Origin of the sequence: Flavobacterium sp. Root901 (assembly GCF_001429765.1) — a bacterium.
Lineage (GTDB): Bacteria > Bacteroidota > Bacteroidia > Flavobacteriales > Flavobacteriaceae > Flavobacterium.
Genome location: NZ_LMJB01000001.1, coordinates 731,309 through 757,133, shown reverse-complemented (window position 1 = coordinate 757,133; position 25,825 = coordinate 731,309). Strand labels below are relative to the sequence as shown.

Annotated in this window: 24 protein-coding genes; 7 read left to right on the top strand and 17 right to left on the bottom strand. The window is 33.4% G+C overall.

From position 1 onward, the window contains the following. Positions 1-113: 113 nt before the first annotated feature. Both purB and ASE21_RS03040 read right to left on the bottom strand, forming a co-directional pair. Positions 114-1,460: an adenylosuccinate lyase gene (purB, locus tag ASE21_RS03045; protein WP_057121082.1), complete on the bottom strand. Its 1,347-nt coding sequence runs from the start codon at positions 1,458-1,460 to the stop codon at positions 114-116. Positions 1,461-1,562: 102 nt separating this feature from the next. Next, a complete protein-coding gene (locus ASE21_RS03040; RefSeq protein WP_057121081.1) occupies positions 1,563-2,264 on the bottom strand; it encodes an SIR2 family NAD-dependent protein deacylase in 702 nt (233 codons plus the stop codon). A 163-nt stretch (positions 2,265-2,427) separates the two neighbouring features. Between ASE21_RS03040 and cysC the strand changes: the two genes are divergently transcribed. The 4 genes from cysC (at position 2,428) to ASE21_RS03020 (ending at position 5,466) form a co-directional block, all read left to right on the top strand. Beyond that, a complete protein-coding gene (gene cysC, locus ASE21_RS03035; protein ID WP_057121080.1) occupies positions 2,428-2,961 on the top strand; it encodes an adenylyl-sulfate kinase in 534 nt (177 codons plus the stop codon). 118 nt (positions 2,962-3,079) lie between these two features. Beyond that, positions 3,080-3,763 (top strand): aspartyl/asparaginyl beta-hydroxylase domain-containing protein, encoded by a 684-nt coding sequence (locus ASE21_RS03030; RefSeq protein ID WP_057121079.1) that lies wholly within the window; start codon positions 3,080-3,082, stop codon positions 3,761-3,763. 7 nt (positions 3,764-3,770) lie between these two features. Continuing rightward, on the top strand, positions 3,771-4,739 hold the full coding sequence (locus ASE21_RS03025) for a hypothetical protein (RefSeq protein ID WP_057121078.1): 969 nt from the start codon (positions 3,771-3,773) through the stop codon (positions 4,737-4,739). Between the two features lie 61 nt (positions 4,740-4,800). After that, the gene (locus ASE21_RS03020) at positions 4,801-5,466 is read left to right on the top strand and encodes a TrmH family RNA methyltransferase (protein WP_057121077.1); all 666 of its coding nucleotides are present in this window, start codon (positions 4,801-4,803) and stop codon (positions 5,464-5,466) included. Positions 5,467-5,544: 78 nt separating this feature from the next. Here the strand turns inward: ASE21_RS03020 and ASE21_RS03015 are convergent, their stop codons facing one another. From ASE21_RS03015 to ASE21_RS02980, 8 genes are all read right to left on the bottom strand, one after another. Beyond that, positions 5,545-7,149, bottom strand: coding sequence for a PepSY-associated TM helix domain-containing protein (locus ASE21_RS03015; RefSeq protein WP_057121076.1), 1,605 nt, complete (start codon positions 7,147-7,149; stop codon positions 5,545-5,547). 102 nt (positions 7,150-7,251) lie between these two features. Beyond that, entirely contained in the window at positions 7,252-9,411 is a 2,160-nt protein-coding gene (locus ASE21_RS03010; RefSeq protein WP_057121075.1) for a TonB-dependent receptor, read from the bottom strand. A gap of 90 nt (positions 9,412-9,501) precedes the next feature. Continuing rightward, positions 9,502-9,876 carry a hypothetical protein gene (locus ASE21_RS03005; protein WP_242410209.1) on the bottom strand — a complete coding sequence of 125 codons (375 nt, stop codon included), beginning with the start codon at positions 9,874-9,876 and terminating at the stop codon, positions 9,502-9,504. Positions 9,877-10,065: 189 nt separating this feature from the next. Further along, positions 10,066-10,410: a hypothetical protein gene (locus tag ASE21_RS03000; protein WP_057121073.1), complete on the bottom strand. Its 345-nt coding sequence runs from the start codon at positions 10,408-10,410 to the stop codon at positions 10,066-10,068. A gap of 238 nt (positions 10,411-10,648) precedes the next feature. Beyond that, complete coding sequence (gene secA, locus ASE21_RS02995; protein WP_057121072.1) at positions 10,649-13,996, bottom strand: preprotein translocase subunit SecA; 3,348 nt, start codon at positions 13,994-13,996, stop codon at positions 10,649-10,651. A gap of 88 nt (positions 13,997-14,084) precedes the next feature. Then, positions 14,085-14,306 (bottom strand): DUF2795 domain-containing protein, encoded by a 222-nt coding sequence (locus tag ASE21_RS02990; RefSeq protein ID WP_007138072.1) that lies wholly within the window; start codon positions 14,304-14,306, stop codon positions 14,085-14,087. A 150-nt stretch (positions 14,307-14,456) separates the two neighbouring features. Then, positions 14,457-15,026, bottom strand: a complete 570-nt coding sequence (locus ASE21_RS02985; protein WP_057121071.1) for a cob(I)yrinic acid a,c-diamide adenosyltransferase — start codon at positions 15,024-15,026, stop codon at positions 14,457-14,459. Positions 15,027-15,112: 86 nt separating this feature from the next. Continuing rightward, on the bottom strand, positions 15,113-15,799 hold the full coding sequence (locus ASE21_RS02980; RefSeq protein WP_057121070.1) for an ABC transporter ATP-binding protein: 687 nt from the start codon (positions 15,797-15,799) through the stop codon (positions 15,113-15,115). A gap of 285 nt (positions 15,800-16,084) precedes the next feature. Between ASE21_RS02980 and ASE21_RS02975 the strand changes: the two genes are divergently transcribed. Continuing rightward, positions 16,085-16,750 carry a DUF6565 domain-containing protein gene (locus ASE21_RS02975; protein WP_057121069.1) on the top strand — a complete coding sequence of 222 codons (666 nt, stop codon included), beginning with the start codon at positions 16,085-16,087 and terminating at the stop codon, positions 16,748-16,750. Between the two features lie 57 nt (positions 16,751-16,807). On the opposite strand, the gene ASE21_RS02970 is transcribed toward ASE21_RS02975, so the two are convergent. From ASE21_RS02970 to ASE21_RS02950, 5 genes are all read right to left on the bottom strand, one after another. Continuing rightward, on the bottom strand, positions 16,808-17,587 hold the full coding sequence (locus tag ASE21_RS02970) for an O-methyltransferase (RefSeq protein WP_057121068.1): 780 nt from the start codon (positions 17,585-17,587) through the stop codon (positions 16,808-16,810). 18 nt (positions 17,588-17,605) lie between these two features. After that, a complete protein-coding gene (locus ASE21_RS02965; protein ID WP_057121067.1) occupies positions 17,606-18,064 on the bottom strand; it encodes an FKBP-type peptidyl-prolyl cis-trans isomerase in 459 nt (152 codons plus the stop codon). A 63-nt stretch (positions 18,065-18,127) separates the two neighbouring features. Beyond that, complete coding sequence (locus tag ASE21_RS02960; RefSeq protein WP_057121164.1) at positions 18,128-18,493, bottom strand: four helix bundle protein; 366 nt, start codon at positions 18,491-18,493, stop codon at positions 18,128-18,130. Positions 18,494-18,584: 91 nt separating this feature from the next. Further along, on the bottom strand, positions 18,585-20,447 hold the full coding sequence (locus ASE21_RS02955; RefSeq protein ID WP_057121066.1) for an ABC-F family ATP-binding cassette domain-containing protein: 1,863 nt from the start codon (positions 20,445-20,447) through the stop codon (positions 18,585-18,587). A 90-nt stretch (positions 20,448-20,537) separates the two neighbouring features. Then, positions 20,538-21,503, bottom strand: a complete 966-nt coding sequence (locus ASE21_RS02950; RefSeq protein WP_057121065.1) for a hypothetical protein — start codon at positions 21,501-21,503, stop codon at positions 20,538-20,540. Positions 21,504-21,632: 129 nt separating this feature from the next. Here ASE21_RS02950 and ASE21_RS02945 point away from each other — a divergent pair, with 129 nt between their 5' ends. Then, positions 21,633-23,045, top strand: a complete 1,413-nt coding sequence (locus ASE21_RS02945; RefSeq protein ID WP_057121064.1) for an undecaprenyl-phosphate glucose phosphotransferase — start codon at positions 21,633-21,635, stop codon at positions 23,043-23,045. On the opposite strand, the gene ASE21_RS02940 is transcribed toward ASE21_RS02945, so the two are convergent. Then, positions 23,042-23,782, bottom strand: coding sequence for a tyrosine-protein phosphatase (locus ASE21_RS02940; RefSeq protein ID WP_057121063.1), 741 nt, complete (start codon positions 23,780-23,782; stop codon positions 23,042-23,044). The genes ASE21_RS02945 and ASE21_RS02940 overlap by 4 nt on opposite strands. Before the next feature lie 125 nt (positions 23,783-23,907). On the opposite strand from ASE21_RS02940, the gene ASE21_RS02935 reads away from it, so the two are divergent. After that, the gene (locus ASE21_RS02935; RefSeq protein ID WP_057121062.1) at positions 23,908-25,095 is read left to right on the top strand and encodes a DUF5009 domain-containing protein; all 1,188 of its coding nucleotides are present in this window, start codon (positions 23,908-23,910) and stop codon (positions 25,093-25,095) included. Positions 25,096-25,136: 41 nt separating this feature from the next. Here the strand turns inward: ASE21_RS02935 and ASE21_RS02930 are convergent, their stop codons facing one another. After that, complete coding sequence (locus ASE21_RS02930; protein ID WP_057121061.1) at positions 25,137-25,703, bottom strand: hypothetical protein; 567 nt, start codon at positions 25,701-25,703, stop codon at positions 25,137-25,139. Between the last annotated feature and the right edge of the window lie 122 nt (positions 25,704-25,825).

The window sequence follows — 25,825 nt, the reverse complement described above, 5'->3', positions numbered from 1 at the left end:
AGTTTTTTTCGCAAAAGGCTTTTCATTGCAATCTGGGCTAGTCCTGTCGATATTAATAAAAAAAGCTATCCCGATAAAGATAGCTTTTTTTGGCAAAATATTTTAGGTTTTCTTTAAATACCTGTGTAATTACTAGGAGTTATCTGCAATAATTCGGCTCTGACAGCATCTGAAACTTCTAAAGTCGCAATAAAATTATGAATTGCCTTTTTGTCAATTGCTTCATTCGTTCTGGTTAAACCTTTTAATGCTTCATAAGGATTTGGATATGCTTCGCGGCGTAAAATAGTTTGGATAGCTTCTGCTACAACAGCCCAGTTTTTCTCCAAATCTTCGGCAAATTTACTTTCGTTTAAAAGCAATTTATTCAAACCTTTCAACGTAGCTTCAAAAGCGATAATTGTGTGCCCGATTGGCACACCAACGTTTCTTAAAACAGTACTGTCTGTTAAATCACGTTGTAATCTTGAAATTGGAAGTTTTGCAGCCAAGTGTTCAAAAATAGCATTTGCAATTCCTAAATTTCCTTCAGAATTTTCAAAATCAATTGGATTTACTTTATGCGGCATTGCAGATGAACCAATTTCTCCGGCTTTGATTTTTTGTTTAAAATAATCCATTGAAACATACGTCCAGATATCACGATCTAAATCGATAATGATATTGTTGATTCTTTTTAAACCGTCAAAAAATGCAGCAAAATGATCGTAATGTTCAATTTGTGTTGTTGGAAAAGAATGCTGTAAACCAAGCTCAGTTTCAACAAATTTGTTTCCAAATTGTTTCCAGTCAATTTGCGGATATGCTACATGATGTGCATTGAAGTTTCCGGTTGCACCGCCAAATTTAGCAGCAAACGGAATATTGAATAACAAACGCATCTGCTCTTCTAAACGCTCTACAAAAACAAGGATTTCTTTTCCTAAACGAGTAGGAGAAGCCGGCTGTCCGTGTGTGCGGGCCAGCATCGGAATGTCTTTCCATTCTACGCTTAATTCTTTTAATTTAGAAATTAAAGCAATTAATGAAGGCATATAAACCTGCTCAAAAGCTTCTTTTGTAGAAAGCGGAATAGCAGTATTATTAATATCCTGAGATGTTAACCCGAAGTGAATGAACTCTTTGTATTGCGATAAACCTAATTTTTCAAATGCATCTTTAATAAAGTACTCTACTGCTTTTACGTCGTGGTTGGTTACTTTTTCTGTTTCCTTAATCCAAAGGGCATCTTCTGTAGAGAAATTTTTGTAGATATTTCTTAAACTTTCAAATAAATCTGAATTTACGCCAGAAAGCTGAGGTAAAGGAATTTCGCATAAAGCAATGAAATATTCAATTTCAACCAATACACGGTATTTTATTAAAGCTTCTTCAGAAAAGAAAGGTGCTAAATTTTGAGTTTTATTTCTATATCTTCCATCAATTGGCGATATAGCATTCAATTCGTTTAGAGTAGTCATTGTTATGTTGTTTTTTCGAAAGGTGCAAATATAAGTGATTGTTAAAACTTCTGAAAATTACTGAAGGGTTATTATAGCTTTACTGCAATAATAATTTGACTTTCAGGACAGATTTTCTAATTCGGATAATTTTTTTCTCATTTCTGCAACGCCTTCGGTGGCAGTTTTTGCAATAACTTCAACTTTGTTTCGAAGATTAGGAATTGAAATTGGTTTTGGATCAATGTAAAATAAAGGTGCTGCAGCTGGCGTATAAGAAATAAGTCCGGCCGCTGGATAAACCTGAAGCGAAGTTCCAATTACAGCAAAATAATCTGCGGTTTCTGTAATATTAATGGCTTCTTCAAGCGCAGACACTTCTTCACCAAACCAAACAATATGCGGACGCAGCTGATGCCCGTTTTCATCAAAATTTCCGGTTAGTAAATCGTCTGTCCAATCCAAAATTAGATTTTTGTTTTTTGTGCTTCTGACTTTTAAGAGTTCTCCATGCAAATGCAAAACTTTTGTGCTTCCGGCACGTTCATGCAGATCATCAACATTTTGTGTAATAATATAAACATCGAAATCTTTTTCTAATTCGGCCAGAATTAGATGGCCAGAATTTGGCTGCACTTCTTTTAACTGCCGGCGTCTTTTATTGTAAAAATCCAAAACCAAATCCTGGTTTTTGTGCCAGCCTTCCGGAGTTGCAACTTCCATTACGTCATGCCCTTCCCATAATCCGTCGCTGTCACGAAATGTTTTAATGCCACTTTCAGCACTAATTCCGGCGCCGGTTAAAACAACAAGTTTCTTTTTCATTTTAAAAAATTAATTAAAAGATAAAAATAGCAATTTCGAAAATGTAAGACTTACTTACACTATCTTTTTTTATATTTTTGAAAGAATAAAACCGTAATTCTACTTATTGTTTTGACTTTGCAGATTGTCTAGTTTTAATGCCGAAAAATAAAATAGATTCTAAATGATTTTACTTCAGTTTACAGGTTTATCAGGTTCAGGAAAAACGACACTGGCAGAAAATGTTCGTCATTTGTTAATTGAAAATGGCTATAAAGCAGAAATTATTGATGGAGATGTTTACCGAAAAACGATCTGTAAAGATTTAGGATTTTCTAAAGAAGACCGATGCGAAAATGTGAAAAGATTATTTGATGTTGGCAAAAATTTTGTTGCATCAAATACAATTGTTTTGATGTCTGTCATAAATCCGTATGAAAATCTTCGAAATGAATTAAGGATGAATGAATTTGTACGAACTATATTTCTGGATTGTTCCATAGATAATTTGATCCGAAGAGACCCAAAAGGATTATACAAAAAAGCATTACTGCCTGACGGCGACATTAATAAAATAAAAAATTTTACCGGAATCAGCGACGTTTTTGAAACTCCGCTAAAAGCAGATTTAGTCTTAAAAACCGATTCAGAAACGGTATCTTTTTCAACAAATAAACTCTACAACTTTATTATTGATAATATAACCGAAGAAGTTTAATCTTAAAAAGCGAATTCCTGAATTTGTAAAATTTCGCTTATTTATTTGGTGATTAAGTTGCTACATTTTATATATTTACTGCACCAAAACATATCTCAAATTTAATTTACCGAAGCTTATGAATCCTTCTTCAAGCAGACTTCCTATTACTTGTTCGGTCGAAAAATTACAGCAGGAACTTACCATTTGTGAAAATGATTTATGGACACCGCATTTTAATACAAACAGGTACGAAGGAAACTGGACCAGTGTTTCTTTGCGATCACAATCCGGATTGGTAAATGACATTACGTCTTTTTCAAATAAAAAATATATAAATACGCCTTTGTTAGATCGCTGTCATTATTTTAAAGAAATAATGGATTGGTTTAAATGCGAAAAAGAAGCAGTACGATTACTTCGATTAGGACCAAACAGCGAAATTAAAGAACATACAGATAATGATACTTCTTATGAAGACGGTTTTTTTCGAATTCATATTCCTGTCGTAACAAATACTGACGTCTTTTTTTATGTAGATAAAAAGCGCGTTTTAATGGAAATGGGAGAGTGCTGGTATGCTGATTTCCAGCTTCCGCATAGTGTGGAAAATAAAAGTTCAGAACCGAGAATTCATCTCACATTGGATTGCTTGCGGAATGAATGGTCTGATAGATTATTTGAAGAAATGGGTTTTGATATTCATTTTTCTTCTAATAAAAATCAGTATTCTGAAGAAGTAAAACAGCAGATTATTGCAGAACTTATGCAGAATCCATCAGAAATAAACGCTAAAATTATTGCCGGTCTTCAATCAAAATAAAATCAAAATGGAAAACAGTATTCACCCTCTTTCAAATTGGATTCCTTATAAATTAATTGAAAAAGAAAATAATATTTATTTTGAATGGATTTATTTGGACGACATAAAATATTCAGAACCTTTTTTTGAGGAAACAATTTTGAAATGCAAAAAACATGAGTATAATTCTAAATCGTTAAAAGTAGTAACGACTCCTGAAAATTTGATAGAATGGTCGAATGAATTAGTTTCAATAGATTTAAAGTCATTGGTTTTTCATGTTTCCAGATGCGGTTCTACAATGCTGAGTCAGTCTTTGGCAACGGCTTCTGAAAATATAATCGTCTCAGAAGCTCCTGTTTTTGATGAAATTCTAAGAAGCAGTCATTTTGGTCTTGATACCAAAACGACTCTTATAAAATCTGTACTTAAATTTTTAGGACAGAAAAGGTTTCCAGAACAAAAAAATCTGATTCTAAAACTGGATGCGTGGCATATTTTTGAGGCCGGTTATTTAAGATCTGTTTTTCCAGATATTCCCTTTGGACTGCTTTACAGAAACCCTGTAGAAGTTTTAAAATCACATCAAAAACTCGTAGGAATGCATATGGTTCCTAATTTACTGCCGCCAGGTGTTTTTGGAATTACACCACAGGAAATTAACGAAGTAAGTTTTCAGCAATATGGCGCTTTGGTTCTGGAGAAGTATTTTCAGGGATTTCTAAATTTTTATGAGAAAGACCAAAATGCTGTAATCCTAAATTATAATGAAGGGATGAAACAGGTTATCGAAAAGTTTATATCGTTTATTAATGTTGATTATTCTGATAATGAGATTAATAAAATGTTTGAGCGTTTAAATAAACATTCTAAAAATAATGGGACTGACTTTAAAGGCGATTTGTTTAAAGAAGAGGCTTTAGAAATAAATTTCACCAAACTAAATGTGCTCCACGAAAAGTTAAATAATATATTGCTGGAACATTCTGAACATTGAAAATACTCCTGAATTTTCTTTCTGTTGATTTATATGTATTTTTGCGCCAAATACAAATAAAATGATTGATCTGGATTACCTCGCATTTCTTGAAAATATATTAACAGAGAATAGAAAAAGTAATTTTTTAAAAGTATTAGAAAACCGTACAAAACACTTTACAGTTGCTGTAGAAGATGTTTTTCAAATGCATAATACAAGTGCTGTAATGCGCAGCTGCGAAGTTTTCGGAATTCAGGAACTGAATGTAATCGAACAGCGTTTTGGAAAACGTATTGATAAGGAAATTGCTTTGGGAGCCCAAAAGTGGGTTGACATCAATCGTTTTGATTCTGTTTCCGGATGTCTTACAGATTTGAAAAACAAAGGATATCAGATTATTGCCACTACGCCTCACGAAAAAGACAGTTTACTGGAAGATTTTGATATCACAAAACCAAGCGCATTATTTTTTGGAACAGAAAAAGAAGGTTTATCACAGGAAATTATGGACAACGCCGATGGTTTTCTGAAAATTCCAATGGTTGGTTTTACAGAAAGTTTAAATATTTCAGTATCAGCCGCAATCATTATCCAAAGTTTAACAAACAGACTCCGAAGATCTGATATAAAATGGCAGCTATCTGAAGAAGAAATTTTAATAAAACGCCTCGATTGGGCAAAAAACTCTATAAAAGATATTAAACGAATCGAAGCGCGTTATTATCAGGATAATCCGGGAATTTAAGATTCTAAGTTCTAAGATTCTAAGATACTTAGAGTCTCAGAATCTTAGAACTTAGAATCTTAGTATCTCAGACAGAACCTATTTTTTCTTTAAAAATAAAATAAATCCTAAAACACTAACAATTAAAATCGTCAGTGCAGCCAGAACCATTGACAAGTCGCGAATATTTTTTCCTGCCCAGTCCATAAATAAGAATTTATGTAAAAAGGCAAACGAATAACCTTCCACCTTATCAGAGTTTTTGATCACCGCAGCGAGTCTTGATGTTGATGTTTCAATAAAATAAGTCGTTTTTTCCGGAGTGTCATACGCGAGTTTTATAACTGGAAGTCTTTTGTTTACAAAACCATATTCCCTGCTTTCAAAATCAGTAAAAACTTTTGATTCTAAAAGTTTTACATTTTCCAAATTAACTTCTTCCTCTTCATAAGAACTCATGTCTATTTCGCAGCAGGCCAGTTTTGGCGCGCCGCCTGTAAAATAATAAGCCAGAAACTCAGCATACTGAAGATCAAGACCCGGAACAATTTGATTTGTCGAAGCGTTGATGTAAACAATTTCAGATTTTGAATCGTCTTTTTTCTTCCATTTCGAATCTGATTCAGCTATTTTGTATTTTCCCTTTTCCTTTTCTTTCAGCTGGCAGCGATAATAAATTGTATCGTTAAACATTATAATTCCAATATTTTGAAAACGGCTCCAGTCTAAATTAAGATTTGTATTGGCAGTTTTAACAATGTCGCTCGTTTTAAATGTTGGTTCATACACCATTTGAGACAAGGTATACGGCGACCACTTTGTAGTTGCGTGATAAGCGCCGCTAAAGGCAAAAGTCAGGGTAAAAAGAGAAATCCAAATCCCAATTTGACGATGATATTTTCTCAATCCTCTTTTGGGTTCCAGACTGTCTGTTTTTTTAAATTGTTTCCACAGCAAACCATAAATCAGAATTCCGCTCAAGGCAGAAAATCCAATTACTGTCAATAGAAAAATCATAGTAATAATGCGGATACTATTGTTTGTAATCGCATCCATAAAAGACCAATTATGGAAAGTATCAAAAAACCAGATGAAAGCCTGTCTCGATTTCGGATTGTAAGTTGCCAGTTTGCCGGAAGAAGTTTCTACATAAATTTCCATAGCATCAGGACGGTTAAAAGTAAGTTTATAAACTGGCAGATAACGATTTACATATTTATATTGAGAAGTAAATTCGGTAACAACTTCACTTTGTTTCACAGGACTTTTTTGATCATCTAAAAAATAACGCGAAAGCCACTCTGCATATATCTGATCTCCGTTTTCCAGTTTTTTAGCAGTTGCAGCATCAAAATACCACAATTCGCCAAATATTGTTTTTAACTGATAATACGTTTTATTGTTGAAAGTAACAATCCTGAAATTTTTGAATTGTGTTAATTCATTTTTTTGTAAAACTTCCTGAATCGAAAAATGCAGTTGTGATTTGTCAATAAGCTGTGTTTCGAGTTTATCGCGGGCAATTTCCGGTTTGAAAAAATGCGCCATAAAGGGATGCATCAACCCGGATAATGTCCAGAAGATGACAGGGATAATCGTAATTAAACCAATAACACGATGCCATTTGTACATGTTTTGTTTAATCTTTTTGATGAATTTAGAATCCTTCTTTTTAGATTTTCTTTTCTTTTTTTCCTTATTCATAGCTGTTTTTTTAAAGCCACAGATTAAAGGATTTCAAATGATTTTTTTAAAGCTTTTCGTTAATTCTTTAATCTGTTAATCATTTTAACCTGTGGCAGAATTTTATTTTTTTAATGAAAAATTATATTGAATTCCGAACACAAAAGTCCTTGGAGCTGCTGCGGTATAAGTTGGCTGTGCGCCCGCGGTGTTTGCTCTCGAAACATTGTAAGCATATAATTTATCGGTTAAATTCATAACATTTCCATAAACCTCAATTTTTTTCCATTGGTAGCCGACTCGCGCATTGAATAAATTATATCCGTCGTATTTTACCGTATTAACCTGATCCTGATAGTAGCTTCCTACAAGCTGCCATTCGATTGAAGTTCTCAGATTTGGAAGCCAGTTTGGATAATAACTTAGTTCTGAATTTCCTGACCATTTTGGTGCTGCAGGCATTTCTTTTCCGTTTAAATCCTGAACTGGATCTGTTGGTTTGTCTGAAAGTTTAAAATCTATATAAGTATGCTGCGCGTAAGTTCCGCCTAAGCGAAAATTAAATTGTTTTGAAGGTCTGTAAGAAGCTCCAAATTCGATTCCTTTATGACGGGTTTCTCCAGCCGAACGATAATCAGTAGAGTTATCGGCAAGTTTGATGTTTAATAATTCATTTTTGCCTTCCATATAATAAAAAGCATAATCAAAATTTAGTTTGTTTTCTAAGAAAGAAAACCATCCGCCAATTTCATAATTATCAAAAGTGGCAGGTTTCAAATTATAATAAAAATCAGCGGGAACGCCAGTTGTTCCTCCTGTTCCGGGTTTAGTTCTAAAAATGGAAGTAATTCCGGGAGGTGCAAATCCCTGAGAATAATTTCCGTAAAACCCTGCAAATTCAATCGGATTGTAATTGGCTCCAACTTTAAAAGTAGCTTTGTCATATATTTTACTTCCCGATGAAAGATCCAGCGCATTATCATAATTCACTTTCATGTTGTCATAACGGCCTCCAATTGTTAAAATCAATTTTTCAAACGGATTAAAACTTACTTGTGCATAAGCAGCTGTGTTAAATATATCTGCGGTATAATCTGCTAATTTAGAATCTGGATGTTCGGCAATAATTTCATAAGAATCAACAGTTTGTTTTCCTGTCTCGCCCGGATTTAAATTTGCTTTTAAATCAATTACATACGACCAATACGTTACGGGAGAATAATCATAAAGAGCGCCTGCCACAATTTTTGTATTCAGGAAATCAAATTTTTGAGTATGCTGTCCAATTGCTCCGTAACTTTTAAAGTTGTTCGAATTGACTTCGCCTTTTGCTGTTGTCGGATTTACAGTTGGGCTCCATTTAATACCGTATGAAGGATTTTGACCTAATTTATTATCACGCAAATAAACTGTAATATAACTGCCTGAATTAACGTTCCAGTCGTGTTCTAAAGTTAATCGCGTTCTTAAGGCATCAGATTTTCTATAAGTGAAATCAGAAGTGCTTTTGTAAGTTCTGTTATTAAAGGCTTCCTCATTAACTGTTCCGCTCATGTCAGAATAATATTTTCCATACATTGTATTGCTTATCAATCGGGTAGAAGGCGAGATATTATAGTCGATTCGGGCATTCAGATTATCTTTATTATAATCTGAGTAAGTCATCCAGCCGTTTGTCTGAAGGCTTGAAATTCCGGCAAGATGAAAACCAACTTTTCCGATAGTAGCACCGCCGGCTGCCTGAAATCTTCGGTAACCGTAATTATCAGCCTGAATGCCAAATTTAAATTCAGGATCAACAGGTGGTTTTAGCGAAATTAAATTAATAGTTCCTCCAACTGCTTCCGGGCCATATAAGGAAGATACCGGACCTTTTACAACCTCAATACTTTGAAGGTTAAACTGATTGATTTCTAATAATGCGTTATGGTTGAAAATTCCCATTGGACGAATTGGCAGACCATCTTCAAGATATAAATAATAAGCATTGGTAGTCATGGGCTGACGAATTGACATCATGTGCTGTTCGTTTCCTAAATTAACCATTAATACACCGGGCGTTTTATTCACGATTTCATAAACTGCAGCAGCCTTGGTTTCGTTAATGGTTTTTGCCGTCAGTTTACTAATGGCAACCGGAGTTTCTTTTCGTAATGCAGCAGTGCGATTTGCCGTAACAAAAACATTTTCAAGCTCCTGAGATTTTGTTGTGTCTTGTTGTGTTTTATTTTGTGCCAAAACACATTGTCCTATGATTAATAGGATGAAGTATATTTTTTTCATTTTAATTATATAAATTTTGAAACTAACCGATATTTTTTGGCTTGAAACCAAAAAACACTTTTCAGATTTAGTGAAAAGCGGAATTAAAATTTATATAAAGGATGGAGGGTGAAAAGTTGAACTAGAAACCGCAACAGGTTTTCCGTCAAATGAAGCAAACAGTTTTACATCAGTTTCGATTGGAATTATAAATTGAAAATTGTTTAGGATGGCATTTTGAATATAAACAACCTCTGCTTTTTCTTTAAGATTGTTTTGCATTCTTTTTTCGTTATCGGCATATTTTTTTAAACTTTTTTGAAGTTCGCATCGGCCGTTACAACTATTAAAAACCATTTTGCGCTGAACGCAAATAGTTTTTGAAATTTCTTTCTGATTTAATTTGAAAGAGGCATAAACAAAGAAACTGCCAAAAGACGGAACTAATAGCATACAGGAAAGAAATATGATGAAAAATCTCTTCAAGGATTTCGATGTTTAATAATTTTAAAATATAATTTAAGCTTACGCAGTTTACATTGGATATCTATTTAAACTTTGCGGTTGAAGTTTGAAATAAAATCAATGTTCTGAAAACAAGTTATGCGTAAATCCTTTTCATTGCACTTAATATGATGCAATGAAAATTCATTTCAATTCAGTTGAAATTTTAAATTATATAAAATAGGATGGGGGATGAAAAGTAGTATTGGAAACAGAAATAGGTTTCTCATCCAGCGAAGTCAGGATTTCTTTTTTTGATTCTACCGGAATTACTAATTTGAAGTTATTTTCGAATGTATTCTGTATATAAACAATCTCTGCTTTTTCTTTAAGATTGTCCTGCATTTTCTTTTCGTTGTCGGCGTATTTTTTTAAACTCTTCTGAAGTTCACAACGGCCGTTACAAGTATTAAAAACCATTTTACGCTGTACGCAGATGGTTTTTGAAATTTCTTCCTGATTTAATTTGAAAGAGGTATAAACAAAGAAACTGCCAAAAGAAGGAACTAATAGCATGCAGGAAAGAAATATGATAAAAAATCTTTTCAAAAGATGATTCGTTGTTTACAAGGGCAAAAATACATTTAATTCGCGTTTATTACCAAGAGTTTCCGGAAAAAGTTTTTTAGTTTTCAGTTGCAGCTGTAACCTGAAAACTCTGCCTGTTAATTGGTAAATAAAAACCCGACAGGTTTTAAAACTTGTCGGGTTTGAGATGTATAATTTATATTGTCAGTCTGAAAACTGAAACTAATTATTCTTTAACAAGAACCCAGGTTCCTGCAGCTAAAAGATTTTCAGCTTTTTTAAATTTCATTGTTTCTGTTTTACCGGTTGCAACTTCTTGAACTGTAACAGTATCATTTCTGTTGATTTTTGGAGTATCTCTAACGATAGTCTCTGTAACCTGACGCTGTTGTGTTTCTCCAGCTTCGCGATTCATGTTTTCGCTGTTTGGAATTTCGTCTTTACTTAATTGTAAATTCTCTTTTTGACGAACTTCTCTTGCTTCCTGGATTTCAGAACTAACATTTTGAGCAGGTAAATCACCTTTGAACAAGAACGAAATAACCTCTTTGTTTACGTTGTCTAACATTCCTCTAAACAAGTTGAAAGCTTCTAACTTATAAATAAGCAATGGATCTTTTTGTTCGTGAACGGCCAATTGAACAGATTGTTTCAATTCGTCCATTTTGCGTAAATGTTTTTTCCATGCTTCATCAACAATAGAAAGTGTGATATTTTTCTCAAAATCAGCGATTAACTGAGCACCTTCGCTTTCGTAAGCTTTTTTCAGGTCTGTAACAACATTCAAAGTTTTGATTCCGTCTGTAAAAGGAACTACGATTCTTTCAAAATGATTGTTTGGTTCTTCGTAAACTCCTCTAATAATTGGGAAAGCTTCTCTTGCGCTTCTTTCTGTTTTTTCATTATAAAAAGCCAAAGCTTCTTTATATACTTTTCCGGTAATTTCAATGTCTGATAATTTTGAAAAATCAGCTTCTGAAATTGGTGATGTAATTCCGAAATAACGAATTAAGTCAAAATCAAATCCTTTGAAATCATTTGTAACTTTATTATTGCTTACGATTAATTCGCAGGTATCATAAAGCATATTAGCGATATCAAGTTTCAAACGCTCACCAAACAATGCGTGACGACGACGTTTGTAGACTACTTCACGCTGCGAGTTCATTACGTCATCATATTCTAATAAACGTTTACGAACACCAAAGTTGTTTTCTTCTACTTTTTTCTGAGCACGTTCAATAGACTTTGTCATCATAGAATGCTGAATAACTTCACCTTCTTTAAGGCCCATTCTGTCCATAACTTTAGCTACTCTTTCAGAACCGAATAAACGCATTAAGTTATCTTCAAGAGAAACATAAAACTGAGAACTTCCAGGATCTCCCTGACGTCCGGAACGACCACGTAATTGTCTGTCTACACGACGTGAATCATGACGCTCTGTACCCACAATTGCTAAACCTCCGGCAGCTTTTACTTCTGGAGACAATTTAATATCGGTACCACGACCTGCCATGTTTGTAGCAATAGTTACCACTCCGGCTTTACCAGCTTCTTCAACGATTTGTGCTTCCTGCTTGTGCATTTTAGCATTTAATACATTGTGTGTAATTCCTCTCATTTTAAGCATACGGCTTAATAATTCTGAGATCTCTACAGAAGTTGTTCCAATTAATACCGGTCTTCCTGCGTTTGATAATTCGGTAACGTCTTCAATTACAGCATTGAATTTCTCACGTGTTGTTTTATAGATATAATCTTCTTTATCGTGTCTTGCAATTGGACGGTTGGTTGGAATTTCAACAACATCCAGTTTGTAAATCTGCCATAACTCGCCAGCTTCTGTAACCGCTGTACCTGTCATACCGGCTAATTTGCTGTACATTCTGAAATAGTTCTGTAATGTAACTGTTGCAAATGTTTGAGTTGCAGCTTCGATTTTTACATTTTCTTTAGCTTCAATCGCCTGGTGAAGACCATCAGAATAACGACGTCCATCCATAATACGACCTGTCTGCTCATCGACAATCATAATTTTGTTGTCCATGATAACATACTCAACATCTTTTTCAAATAAAGCATAAGCTTTTAAAAGCTGTGTTAGAGTATGGATACGCTCGCTTTTTACACCAAAATCCTGAAATAATCTTTCTTTGGCTTCAGCTTCAGCGTCTTTGTCTAATTTTTGTTTTTCGATTTTAGCGATTTCTGTTCCAATGTCTGGTAAAACGAAGAAATCTGCATCAGTATCTCCGGATAAATATTGGATACCATTATCTGTTAATTCTACCTGATTGTTTTTTTCTTCAATCACAAAATACAAAGCCTCATCAACTTTATGCATTTCACGATTGTTGTCCTGCATATATTGATTTTCAGTTTTTTGAAGCAATTGTTTAATTCCTTCTTCACTCAAAAATTTAATTAATGCTTTATTTTTAGGTAAACTTCTGTAAGCCCTTAATAATAAGAAACCACCTTCTTTAGTATTTCCTTCTTTGATTAATTTTTTAGCTTCTGCCAAAAAACCATTTGCAAGCTGACGCTGTTGTGCAACGAGGTTTTCGATTTTTGGTTTCAGTTCATTAAATTCATGACGATCTCCCTGAGGAACCGGACCTGAAATAATAAGTGGTGTTCTTGCATCATCGATCAATACAGAATCGACCTCATCGACAATTGCAAAATTGTGTTTTCTCTGTACTAAATCGCTTGGCGAATGGGCCATATTATCTCTTAAATAGTCAAAACCAAATTCGTTATTGGTTCCGTAAGTGATATCAGCATCATAAGCTTTTTTTCTCGCTTCTGTACTCGGCTGGTGATTATCAATACAATCAACAGACAAACCGTGGAATTCGAATAAAGGTGCTTTCCATGTACTGTCACGTTTCGCCAGATAGTCATTCACGGTTACTAAGTGAACTCCGTTTCCGGTTAACGCGTTTAAGTAAAGCGGTAAAGTAGCAACTAACGTTTTACCTTCTCCCGTTTGCATTTCGGCAACTTTCCCTTCGTGCAAAACCATTCCGCCAATTAACTGAACATCGTAGTGAATCATGTCCCAGGTAATGTCTTTCCCGGCAGCATTCCATTTATTAGCCCAGATAGATTTTTCACCATCAATTGTAATATAAGGTTTTGTTGCAGAAAATTCACGGTCTTTTGCAGTTGCAGTAACTTCAATATGAGAGTTTTCTTTAAAACGGCGTGCTGTTTCTTTTACAACAGAAAAAGCTTCCGGCAGAATTTCTAACAAAGTCTTTTCAGAGATTTCATAAGCTTCTTTTTCAAGAGCGTCTATTGCATCATAAATATCTTCTCTTTTGTCGATATCTTCAATGCTTTCAACTTCAGCTTTAAGCGAAGCAATTTTAGCATCTTTCTCTGCTCTTGCTTCTTTAATTTTTTCTTTAAAATAAGCAGTTCTAGCTCTAAGTTCGTCATGAGATAAACTCATTAAACTAGTTTCGAAAGTTTTAATTTTGTTTAAATAAGGTTGTAAAGCTTTAACATCTTTTTGAGATTTATCGCCTACAAAGACCTTAATAATGCTGTTTATGAAACTCATAATTTATTTGTATTTCTTTATTATATAATGTGTATTTGAACCAAAAAAAAAGCCTCTGTGATGAGACTTTTTCCTTTGGTTTATTTTTTTAATATTCATCCTCATTCCAAAGATAATCTTCGTCTGTTGGATAATCAGGCCAAATTTCTTCCATTGATTCATATATCTCACCTTCGTCTTCAATTGACTGAAGGTTTTCTACTACTTCTAATGGAGCACCAGCTCTAATAGCGTAGTCAATAAGTTCGTCTTTGTTAGCAGGCCATGGCGCATCACTTAAATAAGATGCTAATTCTAATGTCCAATACATCTGTTATCTGTTTAGTTTGTGCAAAAATAAATTTTTTACTGAAAAAGACAAGTAAAATTTGATTTATTTTAATAAAATTTAAGAACGTCCATAGAAGTAATCAGTTTTCAGTGGCAGTTTGCAGTCTGAAAACTGAAAAACTGTGACTGCTTACTTGCGCGGAATCCATTTCACTTCCTCCGCTTTTAGGTCTGAGGACAACTTTCGTGCCAAGACAAAAAGGTAGTCAGAAAGTCGGTTTAAGTACATAATTGCGATTTCTGGAACATGTTCATTGTGGCTCAAATGTACTGCCAAACGTTCTGCACGGCGACACACGCAGCGTGCAATGTGACAATATGACACGGTTTGATGACCTCCGGGCAAAACAAAGTGAGTCATCTGCGGAAGGCTTTCTTCCATCTTATCTATTTCATTTTCCAGTAATTCAATATCAGAATCGATTATTCCGAGATTCTTTAAGCGAAGTTCGCCATTTTTTAAAACTTCTTTTTCCTGCGGAGTTGCCAAAATGGCGCCCACAGTAAAAAGACGGTCCTGGATTTCTATTAAAATGGTTTTATAGTGCAAATCCATTTCCTGATCGCGAATTAATCCTATATAGGAGTTTAATTCATCAACAGTGCCGTAACTGTCAATCCTGATATGATCCTTAGGAACGCGCGTGCCTCCAAAAAGAGCCGTTGTTCCTTTATCGCCTGTTTTGGTATATACTTTCATTTTTTTTTAGATGCTAAGGTTTTGAGGTGCTAAGATTCTAAGTTTTCAATCTTACGATTAAACAGCTAACCCAATAAACGATTAAACTATTTTGTTGTGTCACTTTCAATTAATCCGTCTCTTAAACGAATTACGCGATGTGCATAAGCTGCGATATCTTCTTCATGTGTTACCAGGATTACAGTATTTCCCTGAGCATGAATGTCGCCAAAAAGTTTCATAATCTCGACAGAAGTTTTACTGTCTAAATTTCCGGTTGGCTCATCTGCCAGAATAATCGAAGGTTTATTGACTAAAGCGCGGGCAATGGCAACACGCTGGCGCTGTCCTCCTGATAATTGATTTGGCTGGTGATCCATTCTGTCAGCTAAATTTACCTGATTTAAAACTTCTGTGGCTCTTGTATTTCTTTCAGATTTTGAATATCCGGCATAAATCATGGGTAAAGCCACATTATCTAAAGCGGTGGTTCTTGGTAAAAGATTAAAAGTTTGAAAAACAAATCCGATCTCAGTATTTCTAATTCCGGCTAATTCGTCGTCACGCATCTGGCTGACATCCTTTCCGTTTAAAACGTAACGTCCGGAAGTAGGCGTATCTAAACAGCCCAATAAATTCATTAAAGTTGATTTTCCTGATCCCGAAGGCCCCATTAAAGCAACATATTCTCCTTTATTGATTTCTAAATTAATTCCTTTTAAAACATAAACAATCTCATTGCCAAGTACAAAATTTCGTTTTATGTCGGTTATTTTAATTAATGGATTTGCCATTTCGTTTTACAATTTTGGATTTAAAAGTACAAAACACTTTTTAATTAAAAGATGAGTAAGTAAGAATTCATTTTTGTTACATATTAAAGTGAAATAGTTTTTATAAAAAGTATAATTTGATTTCCATAAAAGATGTTATATAATTTTTTATCAAATTTATATAATTATCATATTTTTTAAAATTATCTGAAAAATATTTATTTTTAATATTAAATTTCTAATAATAATTTATGATTATTCAAATTTTTAACTATATTTGTCTTATAAATTTTAAACATTAATATTATGAAAAACATACAAATATTATTTGGAATCGCATTAATTGCATTAGGTTTCGCATCATGTAAAGATGAAAAACAAGAACAAGCTCAAAAGAAAGTCGACGCTTATGTAGCGTATGTAGACTCAGTTAAAAATGTTTCAGCAGATAATTTAAAAGCAGACTGGAAAGCAGTCGATGCTGAATACGACAGAAAATCTCAGGAAGCTCAGGCAGCACTGGCAGATTTAAAAGATAATTCGGCCGCGACCGAAAAAGTAAATGCCAGCAAAGCAAAATATGAAGAGTTTAAAAATGAGATGTCCACCGTTTTTGCCCCACCAGCTCCGGCTCCAAGTCCAAAACAGCAATTAAGAGATGCTTTGTTTGGTGCAGGAAAAATTGGTGATGATATGAACTTTAGCTGGGTAAATGCTCAAAATATTCATAGTGTTTATCAGCAGTTCGTTCACACCGTTGAAGATAATAAAGATAAATATTCAAGAGAAGACTGGGATGAAATTAAATTGATGTACGAAGCACTTGACAGCCGTAAAAATACAGTTGAAAAAGAAGGACTTACCTCTGAAGATAATAGAAAAATCGCAGGTCTGAAAGTTAAATTTGCACCAATGTATACTGTTAACAGAATGGGTGCAAAATCTGAAGAAAATAAAGAAGCTAAAAAATAATTGTAAATATTTTGAATTAGTAAAAAAAATGACGACCAGAAATGGCCGTCATTTTTTTTATGCACGAATTATAAAATGTTCTTTTTCCTGTTCGTATCTAAAAAATACAAATCCCCATTGAAAAGTGTCGATTGTGACTTTTACTTTGGGATGGTTTTTTATCATCTCCCACGCTTCTTCCATTTCCGGCGACCAGTGAATATCATCAAAAATCCAAACCGAATCATTGTCGGTTGTTGGCAGTAAAAGTTCGAAATAAGTTAAAGTAGCTTTTTTTGAATGATTACCGTCGAAGTATATTAAATTGTAGATTTTAGAATTTAGATTTTCTGAAATTAAAAAAGATCCAAATTCTGAAATTATATTTTCAACATTTTTACAATCAAATCTATCTAATTGGTTTTGTGCAGTGTTTGCAGTATTGGGGCAGCCTTCAATTGTAATTACTTTTGCATTTGTATTTCCAAGCGCAAGCGCAGAAGTTGCTAAGCCCAATGAAGTTCCTATTTCAAGAATATTGTCCGGCTTAAAATAATTGGTTACGCGAAATAGTAATTCGGCGCGTTTTGGGGATATTCCGGCTGTCGATGCAATTTTTGAAATCTGTCTTTTGTTTGATTTAAAAACTTTTGAACCGGCGCCAAAATCAGTTACTTCAATGAAATTTTTATTTTCAAGAAGCGATTTTCGATAGTTTTTTAAAATTTGATACTCTGGTTTTGGTTTCTTGTCATAGAAACATTTTGTAAGCAAGCTAAAAACAAATGGAGAATGAACGCCATGTTCGTTTTTAGAATTCCAAAGAAATTTTAAATAAGATTTGATTTGAAAAAGCATGTCGAGTTTGAAATTATCTTAATTGACCGACTTTAATGTAATATCAAATATAAGTACAGATCCTCCCGGAATATTATGGTAATCCTTACTTCCGTACCCTAAATGTGCAGGAACGAAAAGTTTGCCTTTTCCTCCTGGTTTAAAAAATGGAATTCCTTCTTTCCAGCCCTGAATTACCTGATTAAGGCCAAATGAAATTCCTTCAGGTTCGCTTTTGTCAAATATTGTTCCGCTTGTAAAATAACCGGTGTAAATAACAGTTACATTAGAATTTGAATTTGGATTATTTCCTTCGCCTTCTTCTTCAATACTATAATATAAACCAGAATCTGTTCTTTGAGCGGTCAAATTATTTTTAGCTAAATACTCTTTAATTTCCTGTTCATTTTGAGCAGTATAGTCTTTAACTTCATCTTTATCTTTAGAACAAGAAATAAAAAGTGTTACTGCAAGTAATGCTGATAAAAGGTGTTTCATTTTTGTCTTTTTTTAGTTTCGGTTTTTAGTCTCAGTTTTCAGTCTCAGTCTCAGTTTTTAGTTTTAACTACAGCCAAATTTGTTTGGGTTGTTAATCATATAATTAATCAGTCTGCCAATTTCGATATTTTTAGAATTTAATTTATCAAATAATTCCTGATTTATATATTGGCATTTTAGAGAAAACTCCAGCCACGTATTTGTTTCTGAATTTTCAGCATCACTATCAGTTAATTTGCTGATAAAATGATTTACGTATCTTCTTTTTCGATACGCTTCTGCAATATTAGCGGTAACACTTCTTGATGAACGTCGTATTTGATCAATAAGTGAATATTTTTCTTCTTTAGGAAACATTTTCGAAATCTCAAAAATTTCCATTGCCAGTTCAAATGATTTTTTATAAACCAATAACTCTTTAAAATCCATTTTTATTTTTTTACAAGAATAATAAAAAAGAAAGAAAAAACTTGCTTTTGAATAAAAAACTAAAAACTGAGACTGAGACTGAAAACTAGAACTATCCTTCAATTTTAGCAGAAAGTTCAAACCATCGTTCTTCTTTTGCTTCGATTTTATTTATGATGTTCTGCAATTCGTTTGCTTTCTTTTCAATATCAGCGTCAGCAACTTTTCCTTCAGAGAATAATTGTTCAATTTTTGTTTTTTCGATTTCTAAATCTTTGATTTCCCTTTCGATTTTCTGATATTCTTTCTGCTCGTTAAAACTTAAATTTCCAGTTGGATTATTTTGTTTCCAGTCTTTCTTTTCAGCTTTGTTTTCTTCTTTCTGAGCTACATCGGCACTGTCTTCATAAGCACGGAAATCGGAATAGTTTCCAGGGAAATTTTCAATTTCGCCCTGACCTCTGAAAACAAATAAATGATCGACAATTTTATCCATAAAATAACGGTCGTGCGAAACTACTAATAAACAGCCCGGATAATCTAAAAGAAAACTTTCAAGTACGTTCAGCGTAACAATATCCAAATCGTTTGTTGGCTCATCGAGAATTAAAAAGTTTGGGTTTTGAATTAAAACCGTACACAAATACAAACGTTTTAATTCTCCTCCGCTCAATTTTTCAACATAATCGTATTGTTTTTTAGCGTCAAAAAGAAAACGTTCTAAAAGCTGCGAAGCTGAAATGATTTTTCCTTTTGCCAGCGGAATATATTCTCCATATTCCTTAATAATATCGATAACACGCTGTCCCGGTTTCGGATTAATTCCGGATTGTGTATAATAACCAATTTTAATAGTATCACCTTTTACAACACGTCCGCTGTCTGGCGGAATTGTGCCTGTAAGCAGATTTAAGAATGTCGATTTTCCTGTTCCGTTTTTACCAATAATCCCGATTCTCTCCCCGCGTTGGAAATCAAAACTAAAATTGTCCAGAATAACACGGTCTTTAAATTTTTTAGAAAGTTTATGAAGCTCAATAATTTTGCTTCCCATTCTTTCCATATTAATTTCAAGTTCGACTTTGTTCTCTTTGCGTCGGCTTTGAGCTTTTTCTTTAATTACGTAAAAATCGTCCTGACGTGATTTAGATTTTGTCGTTCTTGCTTTTGGCTGGCGGCGCATCCATTCTAATTCTTTTACAAATAAGTTTTTGGCTTTGTCAATACTGGAATTTTCAGAAGTAATTCTTTCTTCTTTTTTCTCTAAATAATAAGAGTAATTTCCTTTGTATTGGTATAATTTTCCGTTGTCAAGTTCGATAATTTCATTGCAGACACGTTCCAGAAAGAAACGGTCGTGTGTTACCATAAACAGCGTAATATTTTCTTTGGCAAAATAACTTTCAAGCCATTCGATCATTTCGAGATCTAAATGGTTGGTAGGTTCATCCAGAATCAATAAATCAGGGCGATTAATTAGAATTATGGCCAATGAAAGACGCTTTTTTTGTCCTCCGGAAAGATTTTTTACTTTTAGTTTAAAATCTTCCAGTTTTAATTTAAACAAAATCTGTTTATACTGCGTTTCAAAATCCCACGCATTATGCTGATCCATTCCGTCAAAAGCCTTTTGGTACGCTTCTTCATCATTTGGATTTTCTAATGCTTTTTCATACGCTTCAATAATTTTCAAAGTTTCATTATCCGAAGCAAAAATACTTTCTTCAATAGTAAGTTCATCCTGAAGATTATTATCCTGAGAAAGAAAAGCCATTCTGATTCCTTTTCTTAAAACAACCTGTCCGGTGTCTGGTTCGTCTAAGCCATTAATAATGCTCATAATGGTTGTTTTACCAGAACCATTTTTAGCAATAAAAGCGATTTTTTGGTCTTTGTTGATTCCAAAAGAAATGTTGTCAAAAAGGACTCTTTCGCCAAATGACTTCGATATATTTTCTACAGATAAGTAATTCACTTTGTAAATTGTAAGTTATAAATTATAAGTTATGATGTTTTGGAAAACATAACTTTTTGCAAAAGTAAGTTATATGTTTTGATTTACGAATTATTTATGGAGATACAAATTTAATACGGAACTCAGGTCTAAATAATGAATTTGCTGCTCCACATTTAAAATAGGTTTTCGAACCAAAGATTCATTGGTAATAAAATAATGAAGACCATCTTTTGTCGCAATTCCTTCTATTTGATGAAAGGAAAGCCTGAGATCAATTTTTCGTTTATTTCCGGATGTAAAATCATGGTTTTTAAAATCATATAAAAGGTATAGAAATGTTTTTCCTATTTTAGAATAACCGCAAAGTACTACGATTTTCTTTTTTTCTAAATAAGCAGCGCCCGTAACTAACCCGTTTGTTTCTAATGTGCTTTTAAATTTGGCAACATAATTTCCGGGCTGTTTTGGCAAGGCATAAATACTGGTTTTGGACGATTTCCATTGTTTGGTAAACAAAAAAATACTGTCTTTGGAAACTATAAATGCTTCGCAGTCAAAATTGGTTGAATTTGGTTTTTGAGCAGAAAAGTCAGTTTGGTCCTCATATTTAAACGAGATTTTTTCGATAACAGGGTTTCCTTCTGTAAAAGATTTTTTTTCTATTTTTAAAATATTCAAATCTGTTCTGTTTCCTTTGAAATTATTTCCAAAATCGCCTATATATAAATACAAACTGTCTTGTGAAATTTCCTCCCAGTCATGATTGATGGCTTTATCCAGAGTGATTTTCTTTTTAATTTTTCCTAAAGAATCTAATCCGTAAATTGTTTTATCGTGGTCGTCGTTATGTGTCCATAATAGATTATTAAAAGCAGTTAAGCCCGAAGTTTCTTTTATAGAATCACTTAATTTTAAAGAATATCCGGGTTTTAGTTTTAAGTTTTCATAGACACAGCTTCCGTTATTAGTAACCGCATTTTTATTGTAATTTTTAGAAAGAGGATCGCTGCATCCGGAAATTTGAGCGTTAACTGAAGAAATTGTAATAAAAAAGAATAAAATAATCCTGCGCATGATCTGCCTTTTAAATTTGGATTAAGATAAAGGTAAATTTTTAAAGAATCGATTAAAAAATAAGATTATTAATATAATTAAATGTTATTTTGCAGCCACAAGTTTAAAATTTAAGCCGAGCCTTCAAATATGAAAATTTTAGAAGAATTATCGCGTTTTAGAATGTCCCGATATTTCAAACTTTTGTTTGTATGCTGGGATGTAATTTTACTAAATACCGCTATTCTTCTTTCGGCTCTGGCCCGATTTGGAAGTCTGGAAGAACTTTGGATCAAAGAAGAAAAAACAGTTTCGTTACTGGCAAATTTAATCTGGATAGGCTTACTTTTGAATAAAGATTCTTACCGTATGATTCGTATTGAACGCATTGAATCGATCCTGATGCGAACAATCAGAAAACTAATTATTCACGCTTCCTTAATTGCTATTTTTGTTGTTTTCCTCAAATTTACTGATATCTCCAGACTTCGGCTTTTGTATTTTTATTTGTTCTTTTTCGGAATTTTATTGATTTCCAGATACATCTCAATGAAACTTCTCAAAGAGATAAGATCGAAGGGGTATAATTTTAAAAAAATCATCATCGCTGGAGCTAATGAAACAGGCGAAGGGATGCGAAAAATCCTGGCTAAAGATTTAACCTATGGATATAAATTTTTAGGTTTTTTTGATGATAAAGTTGAAGCTTCGTTGTCAGAACAAATTTTAGGAGATTTTGATGCAGTTGAAGATTTTGTTTTAAAAGAAAATGTAGATGAAATGTATGTTGCGCTTCATATCGACAAAATTGAAGTAATCAATAAACTGATTAAAATTTGTGAACAGAATATGATCCGGATTAAATTTATTCCCGATTTTCAATTGTATACAAAATCAAATAAGGTCGAAATTACTTTTTATGAAAATACACCTGTATTAATGCTGCGTCGTGAACCATTAGAATTTGCGATGAATAAATTAATCAAAAAAGCATTTGATGTGTGTTTCTCTGCATTGGTTATTTTATTAATATTTCCGTGGTTGTTTCCAGTGGTTATGTTAATTATAAAATTAGAATCTCCCGGACCGTTTTTTTTTAAACAAAAAAGATCAGGACGTGATAACAGGGCATTTACCTGTTTGAAATTTAGAAGTATGTATATTAATGACCTGGCAGATAATAAACAAGCAGGAAAAGGAGACAGTCGTATCACAAAATTTGGGGCTTTTATCCGCAAAACGAGTATTGACGAATTGCCGCAGTTTTTTAATGTTTTTTGGGGCGACATGTCTGTTGTTGGGCCCAGACCGCACATGGTAAATCTTTCAAAAGAATATAGTGAATTGATTAATAATTACTTAGTTCGGCAGTTTGCCAAACCCGGAATTACAGGATGGGCACAGGTAAACGGTTTTAGAGGCGAAACCAAAGAACTCATCGACATGGAAAACAGGGTCGAATATGATATTTGGTATATCGAAAACTGGAGTTTATTGCTCGATATTAAAATTATTGTGCGAACCATTATTAATGTTCTAAAAGGCGAAGAAAACGCTTATTAGCTAAATTTAAAAAACTGATTATTTTGAATCACTTCTTTTAAATTTTCAGCAGCATCTATTTTAATTTTTTGATTTAAAGATTCAATATGTCTGCCGTGATGTACATCTGTTCCCGAAAAATCATACATTCCTTTCTTTAGCAAAAGTGCTGCGGTTTTAGTGATTTCGCTCCCGTAATATCCCGTAACGGCTAATAAATTCAATTGAAACAAACAGCCTGCTTTTTTCAGTTTTTCGTATTCCACAAAATTTTTATGATAATATAAATACCGTTCAGGATGTGCTAAAACGGGTATATAACCTGCCAGCTGTATCTCAAAAATAATTTTATATAAGTTTAGCGGAGCACTTAAATACGATATCTCTACTAAAATATAATTGTCTTTAAGCGTTAAAAGTTTTTCGGTTTTGATGTGATTTTGAAACCAGTCGTCTATAAAATATTCGGCAGCAGCTTTAAATGGAATAGTGCTATTTTCTTCTTGCAGCAAAACCTGAGTTTCTTGTAATCTGCGTACAATATTTTCTTCAGAATTATTCCAAACATAATGACTGATATGCGGTGTGGTAACAAATTGAGAAATTCCCAATTCTTCAAATGCTTTAGCTAGTTTTATTGTTTTTTTTATGGTTCTGGCACCATCATCAATTCCCGGAAGCAAATGCGAATGTATATCGACATAACTGCCGGCTAAAAGATCTTTTAAAAAAGGCTTTGATTTAAGAAATGAAAACATTTTGCAAAAGTAAAGAATTGATATTGTTTTTATCTAAGCAGAAAAAAATAATTCCGAAGAAATTTATGTAACAATGTAACCGTCATTTTATAATTATGTTATATTTGAATAAAAACTAAAATTTTATGAAAATAAAGGAGAATTTATACAATCAAAGGATTATTTCGATTGATGCTTTGCGCGGAATTACCATTTTTGTAATGATATTTGTAAATGAACTCGCAAGTGTAAAAAATGTACCGCAATGGATGAAACACATGCCCGCCGACGCCGACGCCATGACCTTTGTAGATTTAGTTTTCCCGGCTTTTTTATTTATAGTAGGAATGTCAGTTCCGTTTGCTTTTAACGCCAGACTCCTAAAAGGCGACAGTCCAAAAATAATCTGGACGCATACTTTAAAACGTGCTTTGGCCTTAATAATTATTGGCGTTTATATGGTCAATGCTGAATATGGTTATGATGCTTCAAAAATGATAATCGAACCTGCTTTTTGGGGACTTTTGGCTTATTCAATGCCAATTCCAATTTGGAATAAATATCCGAAAGACTTTTCTGTCTGGTTAAAATATATCCTGCAATATGGTGGAATAGTAGTTTTAATTGCACTTTACTTCTTATACGTTCAGGAAGAAACAGGCAAAACAGGAATCACGCCAAAATGGTGGGGAATTCTCGGTTTAATAGGTTGGGCTTATCTTATTTCGGTCCTGTATTATTGGCTTGTTTCGGGCAGATTATGGGCAATGATTGCTTTTCTTGTGGTGTGTGTGGCTGCGAATTCAGCTAATTTGACAGAAGGCTTAAGCTTGCCGGAATGGTTTCGCTTTATTGCAGGACATTTAACACACGCCACTTTAGTAACTGCGGGAATCATCATTTCATTATTGTTTTTTGACCGAAAAATCGAAAATAAAATCAATTGGACGGTTGTCTTTTTTATAGCATTATTTTTTGCCGTTGGATTTTTTCTAAGACCTTATTACGGAATCTCAAAAATACATGGAACTCCTTCCTGGACCTTAATATCGGCTGGAATCTGCACGGTTCTGTTTTATTTTTTGTATTGGTTAATAGAAGTTAAAAAGCAGACAAAATGGAGTGAATTTTTCATGCCAGCTGCCGCAAATCCTTTACTGATTTATATTTTGCCGGGTGTTATTTATTATTTCAATCTGGCTTTTAAAATTCGTATCGTTCCGGAATTTTTCCGCGAAGGCGTTGCGGGAATTGTCTGGTCACTTATTTTCTCAACAATCATGTTATTCGTAATGAAAATCTTCAATAAATATAAAATTCAGCTCCATTTGTAGAATTTGAGTTAAAGATATTCTCATTTCAAAACCTTAAAAAACTATTCCACAATTAAAGATTTTATTTCTAAAACCGCTCCGGGAACAGGATTATAATTCACAAAATTAAACTTGCACAAATTGTGAATGTTTAAAGGTTTTCCATTTGTCAGGCCATCTTGTTTAAAGTCGCTCCACGGAATTTTTAAAGTGGTAAATTTTTTAGCAGAAACAGGTAAATCAACTCTGGGATGTGAACCGCCATGAACACATCCCGTACCTTCTTCATTTCCTTCACGGGCCTGAAGTTTTATCAAATGGGTTGATTTATAGGTAATACTCAAATATTTTGATTTTCCGGACAAATTGGTTGGTTTGCCGTCGTTTGAATCAGATTCGGTAATCATAACATTCAGTTCGATTTCTCCGGCAGGATAATCGCTTGCGGTAACTTTTACAATGCCTTTTTCTTTGCGGACTTTATTAATTATTTCCTGGTTTTCTTTTGCAGGACCTGCAATAAACCACGTTGACGTTTTTACAAGGTCAGTATTTTGCTTTGCAGATGTTAAACCTGCAGCAAACAGAAAAAAGAGTGAACCTGTTAAAATAAATGCTTTGATGTTCATAAAAATGACATTTGATGTTTATTCAAAAATAGGATTTCTTTTTATTCTTTTAAAAAATGACTGGTTATTGCGATTAGGTTTATTTGAAAATTTCTAACTTTCCCCAAAATCAAATTTTACAT